The following is a 22,039-nucleotide window of genomic DNA, read 5'->3' as shown; positions in this document are numbered from 1 at the left end:
CAATTTGTATAGGTAGGTGCTCGGCGTTCCATTCCTTCCGAGATCGCCATGCCGTTTACGATCTATATGCTGCCCGAAGCCTTGATGAGTGTGACCGGCGTCACCGCAAGCGGCGATGGTCTTGATGGTGTGACCCAGGGCGATGGCAGCCACTTGGATAACGCCACGATCACGCTGAATTCCAATGCCTGGCAGGCCATTGAGATCAATGACAACGACACTGATTTCGCCGACAACGACTCAGGCCAACAATTGGTGAATTCCGAAACCGTCGAAACCGAGCCCGGCGTCTTCGAGACCTTTCCGCCGGGTACGGTGGTGGAGGCGGAGTTCGGCATCACCGTCACGGACCCTGACGGCAACAGCTACCAATTGGTCGCCTTCAACTTTCGAACCGGAAGCCCCGGTTATGCCACTGTAGAGGGTCTGGCATTCATCGGGCCGCAAGGCGGCTTCCCCCCGGTCGGGCAGCCGCTGACCGTGACGGGATCGCAAGAGGGACCGTCGTTTGCCGCACCCACCTATGCGACACCGATTTGCTTTGTGGCAGGCACACGGATTGCGACGCCAAATGGCGAGGTGGCGATAGAAGATTTGTGTGCGGGTGATCTGGTGATCACATGCGAGGGCGGGGCCGAGCCGATCCGGTGGATCGGCAGCAGCCGCTTTCCGGCGGAGGGGCGGTTGGCACCGGTGGAATTCGCGCGGGGCGCACTCGGCAATGCGCGCCCTTTGTGGGTGTCGCGTCAGCATCGGATCCGATTGTCCGGCTGGCGAGCCGAGTTGTATTTCGGCGAAGATGCCGTTTGGGTGCCCGCCGCGCATTTCCTGGGCCGTGCGGGTGTCTCGGTGGTCGAAGGCGGTGAGGTCACCTACTACCACTTGCTGCTTGACGCACATCGGACGCTTCTCGCCGAAGGGGTCGAGGCCGAAAGCCTCCATCCCGGCGAGATTGCGCGTGAGACAATTGGTGCGGCAGCAGAGGCGGAGTTGATGGCCCGGTTCCCGGATTTGGGACCGTTGTCGCGCAGATGTATCTCGCACCTGTCTCTCACCGCGCGCGAGGCGCGGATCCTCGTCGCGGCCTAAGGTAGGATCGCCAACCAGAAGGCCGCGCCCAGAATGGTCAATCCGGTGCCGATCAGGACGGTTGAAGCAACGACGCGTCGGGCCACACCGTACATATCGGCGAAGATATAGGCATTGATCCCGGGCGCCATGGCGGCCGTTACCACGGCAGAGCGCATTTGGCCGGTTGTCAGTCCGCCCACCGCACCCAGCGCATAGGTCAGGCCCGGCTGAACCAACAGCGACAGGCCGCACAGGAACACGATGGTGCCTGCATCGCCTTCGGGTTTGTAGCGGTAGAGCACCCCACCCAAACCAAACAGCGCGGCGGGCAGCGCGGCTCGGATCATCAGATCCAACGCATCCTGCGCGACAATGGGGATCGGCAGGCCGCTGAAATTCACCAAAAAACCCGCCCCGATGCCGATCATCAACGCGTTTCGAAACATCGCGTTGCCCACGGTGCGTAACAATTGCAGCCCTTTGGCCTGAGCCCGCACGATCTCCATCGTGGTGATGCCAACGAGGTAACAGAAGGCGGCATTGAAGGCGATGATCGTGTAATTCGGGCCTAGCGCGCCGGTGCCAAAGGCGCGCTCGGTCACCGGCAGCCCCAAAAGCACGGAATTGGCAAACATCGCGGCAAAGCCGATGGCGATGCTGTCGGGCCAAGGGCGCCGGAACAACGCACGCGCGGCCAGCACGCCGAAGGCAAAGCAGGCAGAGGCCGCACCGTAATAGCTGACCAGCAGCCACAGATCGAACTCCGCCGACAGATCCAGCGTTGCGATGGCCGTGAACAAGAGGCAAGGGATGGCGAATTTCTGGGTGAAAACCATCAAGCCATCCACGGCGCTGTCTTTGAACAGCCCGCGCCAAACCGCAAGATACCCAGCCCCCACCACCAAGAAGACCGGCACAACGATGGCGAGCAAGTCGAGCATTCAGATGTCGGTGATCACGACCATGCCGTCATAGGCCGGTTCGATATGATCGGGTGTCTCGGTCCGCACGCGCTCATAATCCAGATCGATATGCATGTTGGTCAGCACAGCGCGTTGCGGCGCCGCACGGTCGATCCAGGCCAGTGTATTGTCCAGGTGGCTATGGCTGGGATGGGGCGTGCGCCGCAACGCGTCGACGATCCAGCAATCGAGCCCCTCCAAAACCGGCCAGACCTCATCGGGAATGTCAGAGACATCGGGCAAATAGGCCAGGTTTCCAATGCGAAAGCCAAGCGCATCTATATTGCCATGGGTAACCTCGAACGGCGTGAAGGTGATCGGGCCACCTTCACCCTCGATCGTGACATCGCCGTCGATGGAATGCAGATCCAGGATTGGCGGATAGGCCGAGCCCGGTGGCTGCACGAACGCATAGCCGAACCGGCTGACCAGATCGTTTTGGGTGGCGCCATCGGCATAGACCGGCAAGCGCGCCTTCATGTTGAAGACGATCATCCGCAGGTCATCGAGCCCGTGGACATGGTCGGCATGGGGATGGGTGTAAAGCACCGCGTCCAGCCGTCCGACCCCGGCATCCAGCAATTGCGCGCGCAGATCGGGTGAACTGTCGATCAGGACATTGGTGGTGCCCTCCGCGCCCTCGCGCTGCACCAGGATCGAGCATCGGCGGCGCATATTCTTGGGATTGTTCGGATCGCATTCGCCCCACAAACCGCCCAGCCGCGGCACGCCGCCCGAGGATCCGCAGCCCAGAATGGTGACCTTCACCTGACCCATTCAGGCGGCCTTCTGGCCAGGGACGGCCTTCCAGAACAGCCGGTCGAAATTGGTGCTGGTCTGCGCTGCCAGCTCTGCATAACCCATGCCAAACGCCTCGGCGACGATCTGACCGGTCAGCGCGGTAAATGCAGGTTCGTTGCGCTTTCCGCGATGGGGCGGCGGGGCCAGATAGGGACTGTCGGTTTCCAGCAGCAGCCGGTCGCGCGGGGCGGCGGCAAAGATGTCGCGCAAAGCCCCGGATTTCGGGAAGGCGGCGATGCCCGACATGCTGAGATAGAAGCCCAGATCCAGCGCGGCTTCGGCCAAGGCGGCGCCCGAACTGAAGCAATGCATGACGCAATTGTAAGCGCCTGCGCGATGCTCTTCGGTCAGGATGCGCGCCATATCCTCATCCGCGTCGCGGGAATGGATGATCAGCGGCAGATTCGTCTTCCGCGCGGCTTCGATATGCAGGCGCAGACTGTCTTGCTGAGCGGGGGCGCTGTCGGCGGTATAGTGGTAATCCAGCCCTGTCTCGCCGATGCCGACGAACTTTGGATGCTTGGCCAAGCTCGTCAACTCGTCCAAGGTGGCCATCGGCTCGTCCAAAACCGACATCGGATGCGTGCCAGCGGCCCAGAAAACCGGCGCATGGGCCTCGGCGATGGTTTGCACCTGCGATGCGGTGCGCAATTTGGTGCAGATCGTCACCATCCGCGTGACGCCCGCCGCCTGTGCGCGGGCAATCACCTCAGGCAACTCGTCGGAGAGGCTGTCGAAATCGAGGTGGCAGTGGCTGTCGACGATTGTGGGCTGGGTCATGATCCGTCACGCGGCAAGGCGGGCCGCGGTGCGGTCCAGGTCGAGGAAGATATCGAAGATGAGCGCGGCGGGGTCAAGGTTGACCGCTTTGCCTTGGCGTGCCCGGGCGGTGAGCGAAGCGGCCAGATCCGCCCAAGCCCGCGCATGGGTGGGGGACGGGGCCAGCCGGTTGAGGGCGGCGGCTTCTCCCGGCACGATTTCGGGCAGCGTCAGCCCCGTGGCGCCGATACGGGCGGCGCGCGCCAGGGCAGTGTCGAGCAGCGTCAATGTCAGATCAAATCGCGCCTCTGCCTGCCGCCCTGCCGTCGCCTCGGCCAGTTTCAGCGCGACAACGCGGTCCATATCCGGCAGGCTGCCCAGCAGCGCCACCAGATCGCCATAAAGCGCCGGGCCGCCATCGGCCATCAACCGCAATGCGGCCCCGACCGAACCCTCGGCCAGGGTGGCCAGGGCCGGGCCATCCGGCGGTGCTGCGCCCGCCTGGACGAGCGCCGAGGCGAGATCGCCATCAGAGAGCGGGCCGAACCGCAAGGTCCGGCAGCGTGAGCGGATCGTGGGCAGCAGGCCCGATGGACGGTGCGAGATCAGAAATAAGACCGCACCTGTGGGCGGCTCTTCCAACTCCTTCAAAAGCGCATTGGCCGCCGAGGCGTTCATCTCATCGGCGCTGTCGACAATCACGACGCGACGATTCCCGCCCGCAGACATATGGAAAAACCCTTTGAGGTTGCGCACCTCATCCACCGTAAGCTGGGTCTTGAGCCGCTTGGCCTCCCTGTCCCAGGGGCGGCGCAATAGGCACAATCCCGGCTCGCTCAAAGCGCGCAGCCGGGTTGCAACGGGATGGTCTGGATCGATGTCCAGGGAGGTGGGCGGCGGCGGCGCGCCGAACAGGCCATCCCCATCGACCGGCGGGGTGGCCAACAGAAATCGCGCTGCGCGCCAGGCGAAGGTGGCTTTGCCGACGCCCCTTGGTCCGGTCAGAAGCCAGCCGTGGGGCAGGCGCCCGGACTGTGCTGCGGCGAGAAAATCAGCTTCGGCGGCGGAGTGACCGAACAGATCGCGTGTATGGCGTGGATGTGGGGCATCCCCGTTACGGTCGGATTCGGGTAGGACGTCATCGGACATGGGCTGTGTGTAGCACGCAGTTTGACCGGGGGGCAGGGCGGTCGGAAGAGTTTGCGCTTTGCTTCGCAAATCGCCCAGCGAGGCCCCCTACGCGCGTCGCTCGGAAGGAGGGATTTTGAGGCACCGATTCCGCCACGTTAGCGGCGAGACGCGGCGTCAGATGCTCGATCCGTTCGTGGGACCATTACGCGATATGGTCCGGACCAGTGTCTACGCGTGAGATAAGGGCGTCAGAGGCGTGTTTGCACAACGTCACGAATGCGAGCGGCAACGCGATCTGGATCTGCATCCGCGTCGATCAAATGGCACCGTTCGGGCTCCGCCGCGGCCAGGTCCTGAAATCCGCGCCGCAGCGCCTGCTGAAAGGGAAGCCCAAATTCCTCGAACCGATCCTCCCCTGAGCCGCGCGCCAGACCGCGGCTGAGCGAGATGGCGGGGTCCATGTCTAGGATCAGGGTCAGGTCGGGTTCCACCCCAATGGTCGTGGCGTGAATTTGATCAACGATATTGCGCAGATCACCGCGGGTGGCGCCCTGATAAACCCGCGTGGAATCCGCAAACCGGTCAGTGATCACATCGCGCCCGGCCTTTAGGGCCGGGCGAATGGTGCTCTCAAGATGATCGCGCCGCGCGGCGGTGAATAGCAAAATCTCAGTCTCCGGGCTCCAACGGTTGGGATCTCCTTCAACCAACAGACGCCGGATATCCTCCGCACCCGGTGCGCCGCCCGGTTCACGGGTCAAGACAGGGTCGCGCCCAAGCGAGCGAAACCATTCTGCAAGCTGCCGAGCTTGGGTGGATTTCCCGGAACCGTCAATGCCCTCGAGGCTAATGAACAGGCCGTTATTCGTGGCCATCAGTGGATGCCTAACCTATGAAATGTCGTTGAAAATCTGCATGGCACGGGTCGCTCGGGAAGGGCAACCCACCTGATCCATCGGCGTTTGGATTGGAGCAACGCGGTGTCGCGCCGACGCGGGGCAGGGGCGTAAGCCCTAGCGCCGCCCGGCGCGCCGGGCCCAACCATTGCAGGCCGAAGGCCGAGATGGGCGGGAGAGCCTGGCTCACAAGGCTGGTGACCCTTTTCAGCTGTCGGGTGTTCCAGCCACGCGGCCAATCACATCGCTCCAGGCGGCGCCCAAACGCACCATCGGCCCACCTCGCGCGACATCGGCCATCGTCACCACTGGAACACGGGCTTCGAAACCATGGACTGCTTGCACCACATGCAATTCGCCCACCACCGTGCCTTCGGCGACAGGGGCTGAAATCGGCGCCGAATAGGTCAGCGTTGCTTCGATTTCTGGATCCAACAAAGCAGGGATCAGCATCTCGATCCCCTCCGACGGCGCCAGACCAACGCTGGTCGTCTCGCCCAGAAAGACCGGGGCCTGAGCGATCTCGATACCTGCCTCCACCACATCACGCATGACAAATTGCCGGAAGCCCCAATTCACGATCCGCTCTGCCTCAGTGGCGCGCGCTTCGGAGGAGGCCAGACCGGTGATCACGAAAGTCACCCGGCGGTCCCCCTGAACGGCCGAGCCGACAAGACCAAAGCCTGCTTCGTTCGTATGCCCGGTTTTCAAACCATCCGCGCCGATTCCCATTCCCAAAAGCGGGTTGCGGTTGAACCGGTTCGCAGGGCTGCGCTCTTCATAGTCGAATTCAGTTTCGGCGAAGTAGACATAGTATTCCGGAAACTCCTCGATCAGGCGCACTGCCAGGATCCCAAGGTCTCGCATTGACATTCGGTGTCCGTCGGCGGGCCAGCCCGACGCGTTGACGAATGTGGAATTCATCATCCCCAATTGCCGCGCGCGTTGGGTCATCATCTCGGCAAACCCGGCTTCCGTCCCATCGGGGCTCAGAGCCTCCCCCAACACCACCGACGCATCGTTCCCCGACACGATCACCACACCCCGCACCAATTCTTCGACGGTTGGCCGATCCTGTGTGTTTAGAAACATGGTCGAGCCGCCAAATGACATCGCATGTTCGCTGACCGGCAAGCGGGTCTCCAATGTCAGGCGTCCGTCCCGCAACGCCTCGAACGTCATCAACAATGTCATCAGCTTTGACATGGAGGCAGGTGGAAGTGCCTCATCGGCATTTTGAGCAAACAGGACCTGGCCGGACCCGTGGTCATAGATATAGGCCGCGCGGGCCTGGGTCTGAAAACCTTGGGCCGAAACGGGGAGGGGGGCAAAAACAAAAACCGCCGCGATCAGGGTCGCGGCGGCTCGGCTGAACAGCGTTATGGGCATAAAAACCTCAGCGTCTCACGAAATAGGCATCATCGAAGCCAAGCTGCCGGACGTTTTCGACAATCGCATCGCGCGTGGCCACGCTGTCAGCGGGTCCGACGACGACGCGCCAGAACTGGCGACCGTTGCTCGACTGATCATAGATTGTGGGCTCCAGCCCGACGCCGCGCAAGGCCTGCCCGGTATTGTTGGCGTTTTCTTGCACAGAAAAGATCCCGATCTGAACATAAGGCCGGTCCAGCGCGCTGACTGGTGTCGCAGCCGGTTGTGCCGCGGCGGGTGTTGGGGCTGGGGTAGCTTCCTGTTCAACGACGGCGGATGCCTCAGGCAGTGGAGCGTCAGCCCTGGACGATAGACTTGCCAAGACGGCACTGGCGGAGGTCACCGGTTCGCTATTCGGGGTGGCTTCGACCTCGGCGATGGCTGCGGCGGCGACCGCAATCGTGTCGGCCGGTACTTCAGCGGGGCTGTCTAAAGGTGTTGCCGTGATGCCACCATTGGGTGTAGCGGCCACTGCTTCGGCTGTTAGGTCACCCGCGGGCGCGGCCTCTTCCGCACCTGTGGTCTCTTCACGACGCAAGGCAGTTACGTTCAGCATGGTCGGGTTGCCCGCGAGCACACCCAAGGCTGCAGCGGCATCTGACGACAATTGCAATTCCGGACCGGGATTGTCCCGTTCGCGGCGGAACAATGCGCCGATCACGAAGCGGCCGTTTTCCTCGTTGCGGATCAGCACGCGCTCGGGGTCGGTGACTGTTGGATGGGCCACCCAAACGCCGCCGAGCGACGGGCGGCCATCCCACAGGCCCTCATCCATTATTTCAAATATTTCAGGGGCTTCTACATCGCGCTCCACCAGCCGAGTGGCGCCGATCGGGGCCGGTCCATCGGCATCGGCGTTGCGCGAACCGAAGTTGAATTCGCCTTCTTCCATACAGGCGGTCAGGGCCATCATCGGAACCAGCACAAGTGCCAAACGGAGTCGGGGCGTGGTGCGAAATGGGGTCATCACTGCTCTTCTCTGCGCTCTGATCCCGTCCATTGCTGACGGGTTTTTATGTCAATCCGGTCGTTGCCGGGCCGCGCCGCAGATTGCTGGGCGCACCTGTATTGATTTGAAGATACCCGAGCGATTCGCATCTGAAAAGACGCGAAGTTCACGAAGGCGCCGCAACCGGGTTTCAGAATCACACAGGCGAAGGTATCGCCAACGAACCGACCCGCCGGAGGAGTGGCAGAGTGGTCGAATGCACCGGTCTTGAAAACCGGCGTGCGTGAAAGCGTACCGTGGGTTCGAATCCCACCTCCTCCGCCATGCTTGTCGAAATCACCGTCTCGAAACTTGCTGATGCCACAGGAACATTGGACGTTCTGGTACTCGCGACGGCTTTAGATCCACTGGATTTGCTACACAGAACGCGGGATCTTTCGCCGCGCGCATCGCGAGACCGGGAAGCCTCTCATGCCGGTATCTCTGCGCTGAATCGCGTGAAACTGAAACAATCAGCGTGCATGCTGACCGGGAAAGGGGCGCCAGCAGCAAGACAGATCGGGCGTTGAGCCAAATTGTTGAAGCCTAGGAACTGCGATCGCCTGGATCGCCTTTGCGATCATTGTTGTGAATGTGTGTTTGGTTAAGTCGAAATCCGACACGAAAGAACTCGTGATAGAACGCAAGTTCTGAACCGTCTTGAAACTCGCAGGCTACATTGCGCGTCGGCATAAAAGATCGACCGTCCTACTTAGGGGAAGCGTTTGGCGCAGACGATCCTAAGGAACGGCAGGGCCATTACGAACTACTGCATTTCGGATTGGTTTTCCCGGGGCTAAACACATCGCGCAGATTGACTGCAGCCTTCGGAGTTGCCGCAATCATCGGCAGAATTCCCCAGTGAGCACGTCGCCGCCGTTTGTAATGGTTCTCGTCGAGAAGTCGTAGCAACCGGGTTCACCCGATGGAGCATAGCGGATGTAGTAGCTTTCACCTTCATATGTATAATCCATGCTTCGGCGACCATCTTCGTTTTGCACGAAGGTAAGATTTTCGACCCCGCCGCTGGGTGGGCGTCCCGTTGAAACCGCTTCGCCTGTCGCGGCTTCGAGTGGGCGAACCCGCGGAAGACGATCAAACTCGACAACTTGTCCCATCAGGCATTGTACGATGTAAGGTGCGTCCGGAGACGTATGATAACGGTAGCCAAAGGTCTCATCGGGCTGACCGTTGCAGACATCCAGATCGCCCTCAGCAATAGCGGACCCATCTGGGTTGGTATCGCCATAGATCGGATAGCCGTCAAAGGCCCAACCTATGATCGCATCCGGGCCGCTATTGGCCATCTGCTCGATCATGCAAGTGGGCGCCATGTGATAGTGGTAGTCGTCACCTCGCCCGGCATGGCCGCCGCATATGTCCAGTTGTCCTGTCTGAAAAGTATCGTGCTGTGCTTGGTGATGGACCAAATCGGCCTCCGTCATCTCGCCTCCTGCAGTATAGTCGTAGATCGGCACTCCGTTGACGGCGACACCCAGAGCGGCATCTCGCGTGAGCGGCACGTCTCCAAGTTCGGGGTCAAGTAGGATTGGGGCGGTATACTCCGCCGGTACCGGCACCTGTTCGTTGGTGCCCACAATGCCGGTCATCAGGTCATGGTCCGGATAAGTATCTGAGGAGATCATTGCATGATCATCGGTGCAGGTGACGGTGACGCTGTCGTCAAACCCCGCCTCCGCCACTGAGGCTGCGATTGCGGGGCAATGATCGCCATGGGCTGCGGCGGTTTCCGGCATGCTCAAACTCAGGAGGCCGAGTGCCAGGAATGAGGTCAGATGCGTCATTCGACGACTGCCCGGCAGAGCACCGTATTGCTCCGCTCCAGATCGGGGCCCCAGATGAAGGCGGCTGAAGGATCCCATGTGATGTCATCGTAGCCATCCTTCGGATCCACAGCAGCCGCGGAATGGATGGTCGCGGCAGGCCAATAGGACGCATCGAAATCGGCGTTATCCCAACCTTCGGGCTCGGCCATTGCTTCGAACCTGCAGGCGCCTTCACCAGCGATGGGGCTGGCCTCGTCCTCGCAAGACGTGTCGGTGGGGGCAGTATGGATCACCAGGCATCGCCAATCCGCATCGCTGACCACAGCCAGAGCGCCGGTTGCATCACGGATCTGAAGAATGACACCGCCATCGCCCATCTGCTGGCGTTGGGTCCCGATATATTCAAGGCCAGTGTCATTCTCCCTGAAATCCATCGCCACCAGGCCGATCACGAAGGGCCGGTCGGCATCGAAGGTGAAGCGTTCGGCGTTGAAAGAGCGTTCGGTGGTGATCGGAACACTGTCTTCGGCCACCTGCAGTCCGTCGATGCGCATCTCGAACCAATTGTCGGCCCAGACATCCGCTGTAAAAGGTTCGGAATGCAGGGCCGAGGTGGTGGTGGTCACCAAAAGTGCGGAAGCAACTACAAATCTGAACAACGGTTTCTCTCCTTCACAATCAGACAAGTGTTGTACGTCGTGGGTGTTGATTTCCGTCGCGCGGAGGCCCGCTTATGCCAATTGCGACGTCGTAGCACCCTCCTGTTGCCAGCTATTGCACACTGTCAAAAACCAGTCCGGATACGCGAGTTTTGGTCGATCCATGCGTTCGACCTGGCGGGATGGATTTGTGACGACCAAACGAAGCGAATACTTCGCGAGCGATAGCCAGGCACACCGATTTGCGTCGTCACGCGTTTCGTTTGAAAACCATGCCCATTGTGGCGCGCGAGATGGTGAGGTGCGGTCAGAACTACATCCACTGCGCGAGCGCTGTAGACGGATCGACGCAGGGATCTTTTGGATTGAGCAGGTTTGATTGAAGACAAACTCAGACACGATTTGTAAAGCTCACCGCCCTTTCTCAAGTAATTGGCGCTCCAATATGACTTGATCTCAGGGCGGTGGATTAGGATCGTTTCGATGCGAGCGTCATGAATGCGGATGTCCGTGTTGGATCACACAAACATCCGCCATGGATTACACTCAAAGCTTGGTGTGATGACAGGCCCCTGAACTAGATGTCCTGATCGGCGGCGCTACATCCAATTGTCGTCGACCAAGCTTTCATAGACGCCTGCCAGTGCGCCCGAGAAGCCAGCGTTGTAATCCGTTGCGACCTCGTTCGCGATGTAGTCGCTGCGCACATCCTCGTAGCTGCCATCTTGGTCCGGGCCACCGACCAGCGCGCCATGAAGAATGTAGGCGTTTGGTGCCGAATCTCCGACATGGGTCGTGCCAGATGCGCCGCGGTGATGCGGGTTCAGCGGGAAGTCTTCGCCGAAGCCAACCACAAAGCTTTGCTCATCCGGATTGTCGCCCATCATGAAATCCAGTTGATCGGTAGAGAAATCCAACAAATCCTCCACCCGGTCTGAATTGCCCTCGGGATCGGTCTCGGCCAGGTGCTTTGCATGAACGGTGGCCAGAAGCGATGTATTGGCCGCATAGCGGTTCGATCCCCATTCATCGGCCCATGCCAAACCATCATTGGTGTCGGTTCCGGGCGTGGTGGTGATGTCGTTCAGCCAATAATCCAAATGCTGGTTCAGATCTTCGATATAACGCTCTTCCCCTGTCTGCTGCGCCAGCAAAAGCGTTGCTCCATTGCTCATATTCTCCCAACCAAAGGCGAAATATGTATTCGGATCAACGTAATAATCGATGGATTTCTGCAGATAGGCTTCATCATCGGTCGCCTGATAGAGCCAGTTCGCGGCCCATGAGAGTTCATCCTCATACCCCCAAGAGCCGTAGAATTGTGCGGCATCGGTGACGGTATCGGTGTATTTGCCCTGATAGGTCTCTGAGAATTCGAACAGCTGAATCGCATTGTCTAGCAGCTCATCGGCATAGGCCGTATCGCCTTGCTCGCGGAAGAACATGGATGCGGACGCCATTGCGGCGGCCGTTTGCGCGGTGACCTCTGTTCCGGGGTTTTCTGCATCGAGGGAATAGACCGGACGGTCCATCAACATGTCCTCGGGCGCGCCCCAAAAAGCGTGGTCGTCATTGCCGTCGCCCACCTGCGCATGGAATACGTCGTCGGACAGATCTGCCGTGCCATTATCGTCATAGGCATTCAGGAAATAGTCGTTGAGCTGCCGCAAGTGATCGCCGAGCGCATCATAGGCGCCGGTCTCTTTATACCCATCCTCGAATTCCAGACCGCCCCAGGCGAGGGTCGTCGCAGTGCCAGCCATCGGCAGGCCAAACTTCACGTGATCGCCTGCGTCGAACATGCCGCCGGACAGATCGCGCCCGACCTCTTCGCCATCATCAAGCGTTGAGTCCCAACGCCACGAGATCGGGTGATCGTCTGGTAGGTCGCCCGCGTAATTGGCGTAGTAAAACTGCATGGATTTATTGAGGACGGCATCGTAATCGGCGACACCAAAGGGCGCACCATTCTCGCCCCCGACTGGCAATGTCACCCCGTCGTCTTCTTTGATCGCTGGAAAAGGTGTCGCGTTTTCCGGCACCGTGATCGTGCTGCCGTCTTCCATATTTGCTAAAAACGCGAGGCTGCCCAGATCCGAGGGCGGAGCGCCAACGGCCGAGAAGCCGAACGTGATCGACGCGCCGGGCGGAATATCGGTTGTCCAACCCTTCGCTTCGAGGCTGGCCATATTCCCGTGAATATCAAGATCACCACCCCATGCGCCGCGGATCGCAAAGCCGGTCGTGTCAAAGTCCAAAGACCAGTCTTCTATGGTTTGGTCCGTGGTGTTCCTGATGGTGATCTTGCCCATGAAACCACCATTCCAGGTATCACCAACCTCAAAGCTAAGCGTCGGAATTTCCACGTTCATTTCCGTGGATACCGTATTGCGTTGCTCTGTTTCGGTGGTTGTATCTGGCTTGGGGCTAGGCGTCGTGCGTGCGTGAAGCTCTGTCATACGAAATCCCTTTCGAGGGCTGCGTCACCAGTGGATTCGTGTATGTCTTCAACGCAGATGCTGCGCGACCACTAATGCGCTTCCGCAAGCCAGTGCGCAAAAACCTGCTGCCAAGGCGGGGCTCTGCGCCCAGTGATCATGCAGATAGGAAATCGTGGGTCGGCGGATTGGCTGCGTCAACGAACGGTTTCGGTCCAGCAGTGCGGTCATTTTCACACGCCAATGGCGCCCTCGGGCGATAGTTCAAGGTGATGCCCAACGCCGCGACTGCGCGCGCTCGACCCGCGCTTGCGTCACCGGATTGTCGATTTGTCCCCGCGAGAATCGTCTCCCAGCAGTTTCGGGTACGCGCTTCTCGTAAAGTGAAAGACAGAGAAGTCGGAACAACTCGACTCAGACATCATTAAGGCATGGACAGGCGAGAACCCTGGAAATGCTTCTCAGCCGGCTGGCTCCTGTTCGAAAACATACACCCGAGTGCGAATAATCGCGGTAGGTCATGCGTAACGCTGTTGAGACCACAGGCGGCAACGCCTCCGATCGTCATCGCTTCTTTCACAGGACACAACGCCATGAATATTCTTTTCATAATGTACGATCAGCTTCGCTTTGATTACCTGAGCTGTGCAGGCCATCCGCATTTGCAGACCCCCAACTTTGACCGTGTCGCGAAGATGGGCGTGCGGTTCACCAATGCCTATGTGCAATCGCCGATCTGTGGGTCCAGCCGGATGTCGTACTACACCGGTCGCTACCCTTCGAGCCACGGCGCGCAATGGAACAACTTTCCCCTGCGGGTCGGTGAACTGACGCTGGGCGATCACCTGCGGAAACTTGGCATGGATTGCTGGCTGATTGGCAAGACGCATATGCATGCTGATGCCGACGGGATGGCGCGTCTGGGCCTTGATGCGGACAGCGTGATTGGCGCCCGCCAGGCCGAATGCGGGTTCGATATCTTCATCCGCGATGACGGTCTCTGGGCGCAAGGCATTGCCGGATATTACGATGAAAGCCGCTCACCCTATAACGAATACCTCAAGGCGAAAGGCTACATTGACAGCGACAACCCCTGGGCGGATCATGCCAATGCAGGTGTGAAGGATGGCGATCAGATCGCCTCGGGCTGGTTTTACGAAAATGCCGACAGACCAGCCCATATTCACGAGGAGGATTCCGAGACCGCGTGGCTGACCAGCCGCACGATCGATTTCCTGAAACAGGCAAAGGGCCGGTGGTGCGCCCATGTCAGTTATATCAAGCCGCACTGGCCCTATATCGTCGCGGCGCCCTACCACGATATGTTTGGTTCTGAACATGTGCCGGAGCCCCGCCGCCACGATGTCGAGCTGGAAGATACCCATCCGGTGTTCAAGGGGTATATGGACAACCAGGTCGGCACCGCATTCCGGTGCGAAAAGGTCCGCCAAAAGGTTATCCCGGCCTATATGGGCCTGATCAAGCAATGCGACGATCATCTGGGCCGTATCCTCGATCATCTCGAAGACACCGGTGAGATCAATGACACGATGATTGTGCTGACCTCGGACCATGGTGACTATCTGGGCGATCATTGGATGGGGGAGAAATCGCTGTTCCACGACCAATCCGCCAAGGTGCCGATGATCATCTACGATCCGCGCGACGCCGCCAACGCGACCCGGGGGACAACATGCGATGCGCTGGTCGAAAGCTTGGATCTGGCGGCCACTTTTGTCGAAGCGGCCGATGGCGAAGTACCCCGGCATATCATCGAGGGGCGCTCATTGGCGCCCTGGCTCCACGGCGAGTGCCCGGATTGGCGTGACTTCGTGATCAGCGAATTCGACTATTCGGCAAGCCCTGTGGGCGGTGCTTTGGCCAAGGAATACAGTCTGGAGCCGCGCGATTGCCGCCTGTTCATGGTCTTTGATGGCCGCTGGAAGATGATGCATGCCGAAGGCGGTTTTCGCCCGATGTTGTTCGACCTGGAGAATGATCCCGACGAGTTTATCGATCTGGCCAAAAACGATGCCCACCAAGACGTGCTCGACAGGCTCTACGGATATCTCGCGCAATGGGGGCGACGGATGTCGCAACGGGTCACAAAATCCGATGACCAGATCGAGAAGATGCGCGGCAAGGCCGGGTTCAGGGGCGTCTTGCCGTTCATGTATGACGGCAGCGAAGTTCCCGAGAAGATGATCCAACACTATATCGGCAAAGCGCCGAAATTGCCTGAGGCTTGACTCTTTCGGATTGGGGCGCGTTGGAAACACCGTCGCGCCCCCAAATATCGCTTGGATATCCAACGAAGGCTGTCCGCTATGCACTAACCACGCGAAATAGCCCCAACTGGCATCGCGAGAGATGGTCCGCCATAGGCATAGTTGCCTTACTTCAGTGAACTATCTCAGCTGATCGCCAACGAAGAGCATCCTGGTCTGGAGACTTATGTGTTGTTCTGGAACGAATACGCGCCAGGTGGCTAAAACCCCGCGTAACCGGTGGCCAATCTGTACCTCGAGCCCATAGATCGGCAACGCCTATACAAACCGTGCCGCACCCGGTATTGCGCGTGACTTCCGGTTGGATTGCGCGCATGTGCAGTTTCGCGGGGCCCATATCCGATGCCCAAGAAAAGAACCTGGACCTTGAAAAAGACGATTGCAGACGCTCTGGCCCGGAAGGGTTATGCGCAGTTAACGCCTGTTCAGCAGGCCGTAACCAAACCCGAATTGAACGGGCGGGACCTTCTGGTGTCGGCGCAGACCGGATCGGGAAAGACCATCGCGTTTGGTTTGGCGATTGCGCCGAGCTTGCTGGCCGAGGATGACATGTTCGGACAGGCGGGCGCTCCTCTGGCCTTGGTCATCGCCCCGACCCGCGAATTGGCGATGCAGGTCAAACGGGAACTGGCGTGGCTTTATGCCGATGCGGGCGCTGCGTTGGCATCTTGTGTCGGCGGCATGGATATGCGGGATGAACGGCGCGCATTGGCGCGCGGGGCCCATATCGTGGTCGCCACGCCGGGTCGTTTGCGGGACCATATCATGCGTGGCTCGATTGATCTGGGCGCGGTTCGCGCGGTGGTGTTGGACGAGGCCGATGAGATGCTGGATCTCGGCTTTCGGGAGGATCTTGAATTCATTCTCGATGAAACGCCGCGGACACGTCAGACGCTGCTGTTTTCGGCCACCGTTCCAAACGCGATTGCGAAACTTGCGCAAAGCTATCAACGAGATGCCGAGCGAATTTCGACAATTGCTGAACAGAAACAACATGCCGATATTCAATATCGCGCCATGATGGTGGCGGCGCGCGACAGTGAAAACGCGGTGATCAATGTGCTGCGCTACTACGAAGCCCCGAACGCGATTGTGTTCTGCAACACGCGGGCCATGGTGGCGCGGTTGACAACGCGCCTGTCCAACCGCGGCTTTTCCGTTGTGGCCTTGTCGGGGGAACTGACCCAGAGCGAACGCTCCAACGCGTTGCAAGCCATGCGGGATGGGCGCGCACGGGTCTGCGTGGCCACGGATGTGGCCGCGCGCGGGATCGATTTGCCGAAGCTTGACCTGGTGGTTCACGCCGAATTGCCTGGCAGCCACGATACGCTGCTGCATCGGTCAGGGCGCACGGGCCGGGCAGGGCGCAAGGGCGTCAGCGCCTTGGTCGTGGTGCCGTCGTCTCGCAAGAAAGCCGAGCGCATCTTGAAATTTGCGAAGCTGGCCGCCGATTGGGGGGCTGCGCCCTCAGCGGCCGATGTCGATGCGCGCGATCAGGTGCGCATGTTGGAGGCCGATGAGTGGCAGGCGGAGATCACTGAAAGCGAGCGCGCATCGGTGGATCAACTGGTTACCACCTTCACGGCAGAGCAAATCGCCGCCGCCTATCTGCGTCAATACAAGATGCGCCATTCCGCGCCCGAAGACTTGAGCTTGGTTCAGCTCGAAAAACCTAAACAACGTGCCGCGTTCGGCCCCAGCGTTTGGTTTTCGCTGTCCGAGGGGCGCAACCAAGCGGCCTCTCCGCGTCACTTGCTGCCGATGTTGTGCAAGGCCGGCGACATCACCAAAGACGATATCGGTGCCATCCGGATAGCAGATGACCTGTCCTATATCGAAATCCGAGAAACCAGCGTGGCGGGGTTTCTGGCGGCCATTGGCCCGAATATGAAGATCGAGGGCAACAAAGATATTACCCGTTTGGAGAAGGCTCCCGATTTACCCGATTTCAAACGCGGCAAGCTCGATCGCCCTCCAAAGGCGAAGTCGGGTACCCGAAAAACCAACAATGCGCCCATCGATTGGAACGATGCGCCGGAGCCGCGCCGCCGCAAACCAAAGCCCGAAAATCGCAAACCGGCAAAGCCGCGCGCGCGCAAGCCCGCGGCTGAAGCGCCGGATCCAGCGGTTCATGCGCCCCTCGCCAACCGAAAACGTGGAGGGGAGGACCCCCAAGCCACATCAAAGGCAAGGTCGAAGACCGGTCAGGTCAAGACCTCGGGTCAGAAGACGGCTCAAGATGAGGCGCACACAAAGCGCGGCGGGTCCGGAAAAGGCCCTCCACCGCCCAAAGGCAAGCCCAGCAGCAAGAAAAATCGCGCGCGCGCCGCGGCCAAGAAAGCTGGCAAAGGTGGAAATGCGGTGCCGAAGCGCCGATAAGCTGCAGGGTGAGGCGCTCGGCTGAGAGAAATCGCACTTGCGCACTAGGTTGGCGCCTTAAATTCCGATTTCCGCTTGGTTGCGTAGATCATGAATTCATTGCGTTCAGCGCGATCCGGTTGCCTTCGCTGTCTTCTATCTCAGCGACGAAGCCGCCCTCTCCGATATCCTTCTTGGGGTATAGCAGTGTGGCGCCCTCATTCTTCGACCTCAGAAGTACCTCATCAATGTCTTCCACGTCGAAATAGAGCACACATCCCGTCTGCGATGGCTTGTAGGCGTCGCCCTTCGCGAGGGCACCACTGGCGCCTGGTTTATCGTCTGCGCGTGGAAAAAATGCCATCTCATACCCGTCAACGACCTGGCGCTCAAAAGTGAAGCCGAAAACGCGTTCGTAGAAGATGACGGCACGATCCAAATCGTTCACCGGTATCTCAAAATGGTAGACCGGGTTCCGCATTTGTCATTTGTCCCCATTTTATCAGATCATGCCATCGTATCTCGCTCGACGCGTTCAGGCACGATGTCATTGTATCGTGTTTGTACGCTGGCTTCACTCTTGCACGGCAGCCCGCATGCAAATTGGTGCCTGCGTAAGACGCCGACAACGAATGGTGACTGCCGCATGTCGAGCTTTCTAGATCACGCGCCGTTGCACTCCGTATCTCGTGTTTAGAGCCCCAAGTCACGCAACCGACTTTCCTGCCGTGCCGCCAGCGCATGGATTTCAGCCATTGTGGCTTGTGTCAGACCCGGGCCGGGCTTGCGCAGCGTCGGATGGGCGATGATGCCTTGCTTGGCGAGGGAATACTTGCGGATCGCCAGTCCCATACCTGGTTGGGCCTCATACCGGATCATCGGCATATAGGCGTCGAAGATATCACGCGCGCGGTCGACATCACCCTCCGCGACTGCATCGACGACCCGTCGCATCATTTCCGGGTAACCAAACCCTGTCATGGCGCCATCCGCGCCGCGCAGCATTTCTTCTAGCAGGTACAATCCGCCATTTCCGCACAGAATCGAAATGCGTCGCGCGCCCGCATCCGAGGCCGCGCGCAAGGCTGAGATCTTTTCCAGACCGGGCCAATCTTCGTGTTTCAGCATCACGCAGGTCGGGCAATCTTCGACAATCTGAAGAATGACGGAGGGTGAGATCTGCACCCCGGTCACCAGGGGAAAATCTTGCAAGACGAAGGGTATGTCGGCCAGCGCCTCGGCTGCATTGCGGAAGTAGCCCAAAATCTGCGCATCGGTCTGCACTCCCTTGGGCGGTGCGACCATAACGCCCGCCGCACCTGCGCCCATCGCCACATCGCTGAGCGCGGTCATCGCGGCAAAACCCGGCGCGGACACACCGACGATGACCGGTACCGAACTGCGCCTGATCACGCGATCCACCACAGCGGCGGATTCCGCCGCAGACAATTTGCCGGCTTCGCCCATCATGCCCAAGATCGTCAGGCCCGATGCGCCTTTCTCGATATAGGCATCAACCATCGGGTCGATACTGTCGAAATCCAATGCGCCATCGGGCAGGAACGGGGTGACGGCGATGGTAAAGACGCCTTTGGCGGTTTCATCAAGCATGGGGGGCGGTCTGCTTTCTGTGGGACAGGGAAAGATGGATATGGCTCAGCGCCATGGATGCAGCGGCCTGGCTGGGCTCGATAACAGGAAGGCCGGTCGCGTTTTCCAGGGGCGCACGGTAGCGGGCCATCCCGGCGCATCCCATGATCAGAACATCGGCGCCGTCCTCATCACGCAGCCGTTTGCCTGTCGCGATCATCGCGGCAAGGCTTTTGTCGGCATCTTCCAGGTCGGCGACGCCCAAGCCGAGGGCGCGGTCGCCCGCCAAACGGTCCAGCACGCCCATGGCGCCGAAAGCCCGCAAATGTCGCGGGATCGAGGCGGGCAGGATCGCGATCACGCCGAACCTTTGGCCTAGGGTCAAAGCCGTCATCACCGAGGCCTCTTGAATGCCGAGGACGGGCAGGGTGGTCTGGTCGCGCAGGGCGTGCAGGCCCGGATCGCTGAAACAGGCAATGACATAGCCCGCCGCATCCCCCTGAGCCGCGGCAAGGGCCAGCATCGGGGCGATGGTCAGATCCGCTTGTCGCTGACTTTCGATGCCTGGAGGACCTTCGGCCAGGGTCAGGCAGCGGATCGGCGTACCTAACCGGCGCAACGGCTCCATCGCCGCATCGATGCCATCGGTGACCGCCTGCGACGAGTTGGGATTTATGACGATCAGCGAACTCACGCGCCGGGCCGCGTCGCGGATTGGATTTCGATCTGGTAGCCCTCGGGATCGTTGAAGACAAAGGCTCGGATACCGATCTCGTCATTCACGAACAGGTCAGACAGGTTGTCGAGATCTTCGGCCTTTGCGTAAGCATACCAGGCATCCACATCGGGTACGCGTATGCACAATTGCACCGGCTTGACTGCCGCCCATTTGTTCATGCCCTTGGTCTCATCCACCAGGCCCACATGGGCGCCCGGGCATATGGCGTAGATCTTGCACCAGCCCTGATCGATGGCGAGCGACAGCCCCAACACATCTTCGTAAAAGCGCATCGCAGCGGGCAGATCGCGGTAGTAGAAGAACGTGATCGCCAGCTGATTGGCCGCTTCGGGTCGGGTCATGTCATCTCCATCTGCGCATCGGGTTGAGTCGGTGGAGTGGCCAGAACCGGGCGATCTATCCATCGTCCGCCGCCGGGTATGCCGAAAAACGCACCGTCCTGCACCAATATCTGGCCGCGCAGCAGGACGATTTCCGGCCAACCGGTCACTTCATGCCCTTGCCACGGATTGTAGCCCACATTGTCATGCAGATCGTCGCCGCCATAGGTGACGTGCTTGTGCGGGTCCCAAACCACGATATCCGCGTCCATGCCTTCGGCAATCATACCCTTGCTTTGCAAGCCGTAAAGCGCGGCTGGCGCTTGGGACGTAAGCCGCGCGAAGGCTTCCGCCCCGCCGCGTCCTTGGGACACCATCGCATCGAACAGAAGCGGCAGCCGGGTCTCCAAACCCGGAAGCCCATTGGCGATTTCGTGAAAGCCCGCCGTAGGCCCCGCCGCCAGTTTGCCCGTTTGGTCAAAGCGATAGGGCGCGTGATCGGAGGAGACCAGATTGAGTGTTCCGTCCAGCAAGGCCGCCCATAGCGCCTCTTGATCCGATGGCATGCGCTGCGGTGGAGAGCACATCCATTTCGCGCCCTCAAGTCCCGGTTTGTCGAGCACGTCTTCGGTCATGAAAAGGTAATGCGGACACGTCTCGGCCCAGACCGGTGCGCCGCGCGATTTGGCGGCTCGGATGGCGGCGGCGCCTTCGCGGGTTGATATGTGAAACAGCATCACCGGCTGATCGAGGTATTCGGCAAAGCGGCAGATCCGTTCGACGGCCTCGATTTCCGCCATCCGAGGCCGCGATCGCACATGATCGCGCGGGGTGACACGCCCTGCCGCGATCAACGCGCCTTTGGCCTGTGCGATAATGGCGTCGTTTTCCGCATGTACACAGACCAGCGCACCGCTGGCCCGCGCCAGACTAAAGATCCGCAGCAAGGCGGCATCGTCTAGGCGGATATTGTAGGTCGTGAACACTTTTAGCGACCGGTGACCCGCGCCAATCAATTCGGACAGGTCCTCATCGAACCGCTCTACCGCCGGATCGGTCAGCGTCATGTGAAATGCGTAGTCGATCATCGCGCCGCGTGTCGCCCGGGCGGTGTAGTCGGCCACCGTCTCGGTCAGCGTCTGTCCACTGCCTTGCGCCGCGAAGGAGATCACGCTGGTCGTACCTCCCATCGCTGCGGATTTCGTCGCTGTTTCAAATGTGTCCGCGTTCCACTGGCCCATGCCGGACATCTGTTCGATATGGGCATGGGGGTCGACACCCCCGGGCATGACCCATTTGCCCTTGGCCAAAATGTATTTCGCGGCATCTGGAACAGATTGGCCAACGGAGACGATCTTACCGCCGCCAATGGCGACGTCCCCTTCCACAATACCCTGCGGCGTCACGACCTGACCGCCTTGCAGAACCAGCTCTACGCTCGGCGCCATCCATTCCCACTTTCAATACTTGAGATCCACAGCATGGCGTCAAATACCTGTTCTGAAAAGTGATGAAACGCGCGGTCTCTTGAACACGGTGCTACAGAATAAGCGCCAAGAATGGTTGCGTGCGGTCATATTTCAGGTCGGCAAAGAACGCATCGGGCGCGCCAGCCTCAACGATCTCGCCCTGGTCCATGAAGACTATCCTGCCTAACATCCGGCGGGTACAAGCTGGCCGGACTGTTCAATGATCAGCAGGGTTCTTCGGTGCCTAGGGCGGCGTGATCAACGTCACCGCATTGCCAGAGCGACTTGAAGTATCGAAGCTTGTCTCAAGTCTTGTGGCGCAGCCATCGCTAGGTCGGCAGCTTTTGATTGC

Annotated in this window: 18 protein-coding genes and 1 tRNA gene; 4 read left to right on the top strand and 15 right to left on the bottom strand. The window is 59.9% G+C overall.

The window, feature by feature from the left end:
• Positions 1-48 precede the first annotated feature (48 nt).
• Positions 49-1,089 (top strand): Hint domain-containing protein, encoded by a 1,041-nt coding sequence (locus V8J82_RS01830; protein WP_339971542.1) that lies wholly within the window; start codon positions 49-51, stop codon positions 1,087-1,089.
• Here the strand turns inward: V8J82_RS01830 and V8J82_RS01825 are convergent.
• The 7 genes from V8J82_RS01825 to V8J82_RS01795 all read right to left on the bottom strand — a co-directional run bounded on the left by V8J82_RS01825 (position 1,086) and on the right by V8J82_RS01795 (position 8,018).
• Complete coding sequence (locus V8J82_RS01825) at positions 1,086-2,012, bottom strand: AEC family transporter (RefSeq protein ID WP_339971540.1); 927 nt, start codon at positions 2,010-2,012, stop codon at positions 1,086-1,088. The two genes, V8J82_RS01830 and V8J82_RS01825, sit on opposite strands and share 4 nt — an antisense overlap.
• Complete coding sequence (locus V8J82_RS01820; protein WP_339971538.1) at positions 2,013-2,810, bottom strand: MBL fold metallo-hydrolase; 798 nt, start codon at positions 2,808-2,810, stop codon at positions 2,013-2,015. It lies immediately after the preceding gene.
• Positions 2,811-3,614, bottom strand: a complete 804-nt coding sequence (locus V8J82_RS01815) for a TatD family hydrolase (RefSeq protein WP_339971536.1) — start codon at positions 3,612-3,614, stop codon at positions 2,811-2,813.
• 6 nt (positions 3,615-3,620) lie between these two features.
• Positions 3,621-4,742, bottom strand: coding sequence for a DNA polymerase III subunit delta' (locus V8J82_RS01810; RefSeq protein ID WP_339971534.1), 1,122 nt, complete (start codon positions 4,740-4,742; stop codon positions 3,621-3,623).
• A 230-nt stretch (positions 4,743-4,972) separates the two neighbouring features.
• A complete protein-coding gene (tmk, locus tag V8J82_RS01805; RefSeq protein WP_339971532.1) occupies positions 4,973-5,599 on the bottom strand; it encodes a dTMP kinase in 627 nt (208 codons plus the stop codon).
• A 228-nt stretch (positions 5,600-5,827) separates the two neighbouring features.
• Positions 5,828-7,009, bottom strand: coding sequence for a D-alanyl-D-alanine carboxypeptidase family protein (locus V8J82_RS01800; protein ID WP_339971527.1), 1,182 nt, complete (start codon positions 7,007-7,009; stop codon positions 5,828-5,830).
• Between the two features lie 7 nt (positions 7,010-7,016).
• Complete coding sequence (locus V8J82_RS01795; protein ID WP_339971524.1) at positions 7,017-8,018, bottom strand: SPOR domain-containing protein; 1,002 nt, start codon at positions 8,016-8,018, stop codon at positions 7,017-7,019.
• A 216-nt stretch (positions 8,019-8,234) separates the two neighbouring features.
• Between V8J82_RS01795 and V8J82_RS01790 the strand changes: the two genes are divergently transcribed.
• Positions 8,235-8,324 (top strand) — tRNA-Ser (locus tag V8J82_RS01790).
• A 557-nt stretch (positions 8,325-8,881) separates the two neighbouring features.
• Here the strand turns inward: V8J82_RS01790 and V8J82_RS01785 are convergent.
• The 3 genes from V8J82_RS01785 to V8J82_RS01775 form a co-directional block, all read right to left on the bottom strand.
• Entirely contained in the window at positions 8,882-9,844 is a 963-nt protein-coding gene (locus V8J82_RS01785; RefSeq protein WP_339971522.1) for a YHYH protein, read from the bottom strand.
• Positions 9,841-10,485 carry a PEBP family protein gene (locus V8J82_RS01780; RefSeq protein ID WP_339971520.1) on the bottom strand — a complete coding sequence of 215 codons (645 nt, stop codon included), beginning with the start codon at positions 10,483-10,485 and terminating at the stop codon, positions 9,841-9,843. Before V8J82_RS01780 ends, V8J82_RS01785 begins: the two co-directional genes overlap by 4 nt.
• Positions 10,486-11,084: 599 nt before the next feature.
• Positions 11,085-12,944 (bottom strand): glycoside hydrolase family 9 protein, encoded by a 1,860-nt coding sequence (locus V8J82_RS01775; RefSeq protein WP_339971518.1) that lies wholly within the window; start codon positions 12,942-12,944, stop codon positions 11,085-11,087.
• 572 nt (positions 12,945-13,516) lie between these two features.
• Between V8J82_RS01775 and V8J82_RS01770 the strand changes: the two genes are divergently transcribed.
• Both V8J82_RS01770 and V8J82_RS01765 read left to right on the top strand, forming a co-directional pair.
• Positions 13,517-15,172: a sulfatase-like hydrolase/transferase gene (locus V8J82_RS01770; protein WP_339971516.1), complete on the top strand. Its 1,656-nt coding sequence runs from the start codon at positions 13,517-13,519 to the stop codon at positions 15,170-15,172.
• Positions 15,173-15,553: 381 nt separating this feature from the next.
• The gene (locus tag V8J82_RS01765) at positions 15,554-17,590 is read left to right on the top strand and encodes a DEAD/DEAH box helicase (RefSeq protein WP_339971514.1); all 2,037 of its coding nucleotides are present in this window, start codon (positions 15,554-15,556) and stop codon (positions 17,588-17,590) included.
• Positions 17,591-17,678: 88 nt separating this feature from the next.
• On the opposite strand, the gene V8J82_RS01760 is transcribed toward V8J82_RS01765, so the two are convergent.
• The 5 genes from V8J82_RS01760 to hydA form a co-directional block, all read right to left on the bottom strand.
• A complete protein-coding gene (locus V8J82_RS01760) occupies positions 17,679-18,050 on the bottom strand; it encodes a VOC family protein (protein WP_339971512.1) in 372 nt (123 codons plus the stop codon).
• A gap of 212 nt (positions 18,051-18,262) precedes the next feature.
• Positions 18,263-19,180 (bottom strand): dihydrodipicolinate synthase family protein, encoded by a 918-nt coding sequence (locus V8J82_RS01755; protein WP_339971510.1) that lies wholly within the window; start codon positions 19,178-19,180, stop codon positions 18,263-18,265.
• On the bottom strand, positions 19,173-19,853 hold the full coding sequence (locus V8J82_RS01750; RefSeq protein ID WP_339971508.1) for an aspartate/glutamate racemase family protein: 681 nt from the start codon (positions 19,851-19,853) through the stop codon (positions 19,173-19,175). Before V8J82_RS01750 ends, V8J82_RS01755 begins: the two co-directional genes overlap by 8 nt.
• Positions 19,850-20,239, bottom strand: coding sequence for a VOC family protein (locus V8J82_RS01745; protein WP_339971506.1), 390 nt, complete (start codon positions 20,237-20,239; stop codon positions 19,850-19,852). The genes V8J82_RS01750 and V8J82_RS01745 overlap by 4 nt, the downstream gene beginning before the upstream one ends.
• Positions 20,236-21,666 (bottom strand): dihydropyrimidinase, encoded by a 1,431-nt coding sequence (hydA, locus tag V8J82_RS01740; protein ID WP_339971504.1) that lies wholly within the window; start codon positions 21,664-21,666, stop codon positions 20,236-20,238. The genes V8J82_RS01745 and hydA overlap by 4 nt, the downstream gene beginning before the upstream one ends.
• Between the last annotated feature and the right edge of the window lie 373 nt (positions 21,667-22,039).

This window comes from Gymnodinialimonas mytili, assembly GCF_037544085.1.
Taxonomy (GTDB): Bacteria; Pseudomonadota; Alphaproteobacteria; order Rhodobacterales; family Rhodobacteraceae; genus Gymnodinialimonas; species Gymnodinialimonas mytili.
The sequence above is the reverse complement of the archived record's forward strand: the minus strand, read 5'-3'. Positions and strand labels throughout refer to the sequence as shown.